Origin of the sequence: Streptomyces sp. NPDC001027 (assembly GCF_040299045.1) — a bacterium.
Lineage (GTDB): Bacteria > Actinomycetota > Actinomycetes > Streptomycetales > Streptomycetaceae > Streptomyces.
The window spans coordinates 1-3,607 of the sequence record NZ_JBEPBI010000438.1; the positions used below are offsets into that span (position 1 = coordinate 1).

Annotated in this window: 4 protein-coding genes; 1 reads left to right on the plus strand and 3 read right to left on the minus strand. The window is 73.5% G+C overall.

Going from position 1 to position 3,607, the window contains the following annotated elements; translation table 11 throughout:
- Positions 1-29 precede the first annotated feature (29 nt).
- From ABT300_RS42320 to ABT300_RS42330, 3 genes are all read right to left on the minus strand, one after another.
- The gene (locus tag ABT300_RS42320) at positions 30-560 is read right to left on the minus strand and encodes a hypothetical protein (RefSeq protein ID WP_351688013.1); all 531 of its coding nucleotides are present in this window, start codon (positions 558-560) and stop codon (positions 30-32) included.
- A 254-nt stretch (positions 561-814) separates the two neighbouring features.
- Positions 815-1,579: a bestrophin-like domain gene (locus ABT300_RS42325; RefSeq protein WP_351688016.1), complete on the minus strand. Its 765-nt coding sequence runs from the start codon at positions 1,577-1,579 to the stop codon at positions 815-817.
- 21 nt (positions 1,580-1,600) lie between these two features.
- Entirely contained in the window at positions 1,601-2,206 is a 606-nt protein-coding gene (locus ABT300_RS42330) for a hypothetical protein (RefSeq protein WP_351688019.1), read from the minus strand.
- A gap of 327 nt (positions 2,207-2,533) precedes the next feature.
- Here ABT300_RS42330 and ABT300_RS42335 point away from each other — a divergent pair, with 327 nt between their 5' ends.
- Positions 2,534-3,529 (plus strand): SCO0930 family lipoprotein, encoded by a 996-nt coding sequence (locus ABT300_RS42335; RefSeq protein ID WP_351688020.1) that lies wholly within the window; start codon positions 2,534-2,536, stop codon positions 3,527-3,529.
- Positions 3,530-3,607 lie beyond the last annotated feature (78 nt).

The window sequence follows — 3,607 nt, forward strand, 5'->3', positions numbered from 1 at the left end:
CGGGGCGAAGCCCCGTGTGCGACGGGCCGTCAGCCGCCGTCCTCGCCCGAGCGGCGTCGCGCGACGCGGTAGGCGGCGGCGACCGAACCCGCGATGAGCGCCGCGCCCAGCCCGATCTCCTGGAGGTCGAACCCGGCCGACGTGCCGCCCTCACCGGCGTGCACACCCCCGGGCGGCCGAGGGTGCACGGGATCCGGACGGACGGCGGCGATCGTCAGCTCCTTGACCGCGCTCACGCCGCCGCAGGCGAACGTCACCCGGTACGAGACGCCCGGCTCGGCGTCCCAGTCGACCTGTGCCGTCGCCGACGTGGAGCCCTTCGGGATGACGACGGCGTCGAACACCCCCGACGTGACCTTCACGGAGCTCCGGCAGCCGCTGGCCACCCGGTCGACCTGGAGAACGACCTCGCCGCCCGCTGCGACCGTCGAGGGCAGCACCCGGTAGCCGTTGGCCATGACGTAGTGGTTGTCGTCGTCGCTCGCCACGGCGGCAGGTGCGAAGCAGGTCAGGGCGGTGACGCCCAGCAGGGCGGCCGAAGCGACGCGTATCGCGGGCATGGTGGATCCTCCGGTCCCGAGGGCAGCCGCGGACCTGTTCCGCTCTCTCCAGCAATGCGCCTCGATGACCGAAACGCTAGGAACGCGTGTGCGCTCCCGCGATCGCTGTCGTGCGAATGGGGCACAGGTGTGGGCCGCTCGGGCGACGCCGTTCCTGCACCCGGGGGACGACGGCGGCGTGGCGGCCGTCCCCCGGCGCGCGGACGTGCGCGTGAACGCACCTCGGTCCCCAGAGGACGTCGGTCCCGGGTGCCTCAGCTCCCGATTCCCGGGAACAGACGGAGGAACGGTTCCGCCGACGCGCTGACACCGCGGCTGTACGGCGCGTCGAAGTCCCAGATGAGGAAGAGCAGGAAGGCGATGAGCGCGGAGAACAGCCCGGCCAGGACCAGCTCGCGGGTGGTGCGCCGGATCTGCAGCGCGAACACCATGCCGATGGTGATGACGGCCCCCGCCAGCAGCCCGAACCACACCACGCCGGGCATGGTCGCCCCCGTCGACTCGGCGCGGGCGTTGCGCGCCTGGTCGGCCGCGGCCAGCTGGTCCAGCAGCGGCTGGTAGGCCTGCGCCTGGAAGTCGGAGGCCGGCCGGTAGTCGGTGACGTCCACCCGGACCCGGTGGAGGAGCTCGTCGCCGCGCCCGTTCACCTCGGCGCCGTCGGCCATCTCCTTCCACTCCGTGGTGACGACGTGTCCGACATAGGCGTTGACATCCGCTCGAATGCGGTCACGCACGTCCGCCGGGTACACCCGCACCCGCTCGGAGATCTCGTGCAGCGCCTGCGCCTCGGCCTGCACATGGTCCTGGGCGACGCTGCGCGCCTCCCAGACGCCGGCGATGGCCAGACCGAGGACGATGGCGTACACCACGCCGATCCACATCGTCATGTACTCGATGACGTCCGGGGTCTCCGAGGGGTCCTCGTCCTCGGGCGCCCTGCGGTGCCGTACGAGCGTGATGACGACCACCACCGCGCAGGCGGCGAGCATCGCGAGGGTGAGAACAAGCCATTCCGGCAAGGAAAGCCTCCAGGATCGGCGTCAGCGCGGTCGCAGCGCGGCGACGGCGACCAGCGCGGGCACGGTGACGAGCAGGACATAGGTGACCGGCGACTGTCCCCCGCGGGCGGGCCGCTGACGCGCCGTCGCGCGGTAGGGCGGGTAGGTCACCGGAGCTGCCGAGGGGGGCGGAGCGGGCGCCGGCTCGCGGGCGGGGGCCGGCGCGGGCGGGGGCGGGGGCGTCGGGGCCGGCCGTGGGGGAGGCGCAGCGTGGCGCGGCGGCGGGGGCGCAGGCGGTTGCGGGCGCGGCTTGGGCGCCGGCGGCCGTAGCGCCGGGGGCGGCGGCTTCGGGGCCGGCGCCGGGGGTCGGGGCGGGGCGGGCGTGGGGGTGGGGGTCGGCGTCGGTTCGGGCGGTTGCGGCTTCGGCGGCTCGGGCGGCGGGGTGGGCTGCGGGCAGACGGGGGAGTCCTGCCACCCGTAACTCCCCGCGACGGCCACCGCCTCGGCGCCGTCCGGGCCCGTCGAGGCGTACGCGCACGCGTCGGCCGTCGCCACGCCGGCCGGGACGGCGGCGAGGATCCAGACCGCGGTCACCAGGGCCAGACCTCGGGTGACGAGGGCGGTTCGGGTCGGTTCGGGTCCATGCACGACGGAGATCATGCGGCCTCGCGCGGCGGCCGGAGCCCTCGCCCGGCGGGGATTGCCCCGAACGGGGGAACTGCGGTTCCACGGGTTTGCCGGGTGGTGCGTGCGCGTATGCGGCCCGTCGTTCAGCTGTGCGATCGGCGTCGTTCGTGCAGGCGGGGCCCCGGTCCGAGAGCCGGCGTGGGCGTCCGGGACCGGGGCGCGTCACCGGCCGCGGAAAGAAATTTGTGCCGCGGTTGAACACAACGGACCTCCGCATGCGTACCCAGTGTCGTGCGGTGGCGCAGCAGGGCGCCGCAACACCTTGGGACGATCGGGGAGTTGTTGACGATGAAGACCACCTGGCGGAGCGCCTCACTCGCGGCTGGCACCGTGGCCGTACTGGCGCTGACGACGGCGTGCGGATCGGAAAGCGGCACGTCAGCGTCGAGCCAGAACGTCGGGGCCACGGCTCCGGCCGGTGGCATCGGGGGCGTCGGCAGCGGTTACGGTCAGGTCGGCGCCAGCGCGAGCCCCGCGCCCGGCGGCGTCGGTGCGGGCACCGGAGCGCAGGGCGGATCGACGGGCGAACTGGCCGTCGCCGCGAACCCGGAACTGGGCAAGATCCTCACCGACGGCGCCGGCAAGACCCTCTACCGCTTCGACGCGGACACCGCGGAACCTCCGAAGTCGAACTGTGACGGGGACTGCGCGACCGCCTGGCCGCCGGTGTCCGCCGACGACGCGACCGCCGGCGACGGCATCGACAAGTCGCTGCTCGGCGAGATCACCCGCGCCGACGGCAGCAAGCAGCTCACCGTGGCCGGCTGGCCCGCCTACTACTACGCCAAGGACGCCAACGCCGGCGACACCACCGGCCAGGGCGTCGGCAACAAGTGGTTCGCGCTGACCCCCGAGGGCAAGAAGGCCAAGGGCGGCGGCGGGGGCGGCGCCGGTGGCGGCGGCGGAGACGCCGCTCTGGCCGGGCTGTCCGTCCGCAAGGACCCGAACCTCGGCAACATCGTCGTCGACAAGAACGGCATGACCGTCTACCGGTTCCTGAAGGACAAGGCGTGGCCCAAGCCGGTGTCGAACTGCAACGGCCCGTGCCTGGAGAAGTGGCCGGCGGTGGCGCCGGTGGACGCGAACGACACCAAGGGCGTCCAGAAGAAGGGCCTGATGAGCTTCACCCGGGGTGACGGCGTCAAGCAGCAGACGGTCAACTGCTCGCCGATCTACACCTTCTCCGGTGACAAGTCGCCCGGCGACATCAACGGCCAGGGCGTGGGCGGCACGTGGTACGCCGTCGCGCCCGACGGAAAGCTGGTCGGAGCGCCGGGGCAGTAGGAACGCCTCCCCAGGGCCGGTTCCCGCAGCTGTCCCCTCGCGCACGACCCGTTGGTCCGTAGGCTGCCCAGTTCGCCG

Coding starts and splice junctions, on each gene's coding strand:
- ABT300_RS42320 (WP_351688013.1), bottom strand. CDS start 560: ATGCCCGCGATACGCGTCGCTTCGGCCGCCCTGCTGGGCGTCACCGCC.
- ABT300_RS42335 (WP_351688020.1), top strand. CDS start 2,534: ATGAAGACCACCTGGCGGAGCGCCTCACTCGCGGCTGGCACCGTGGCC.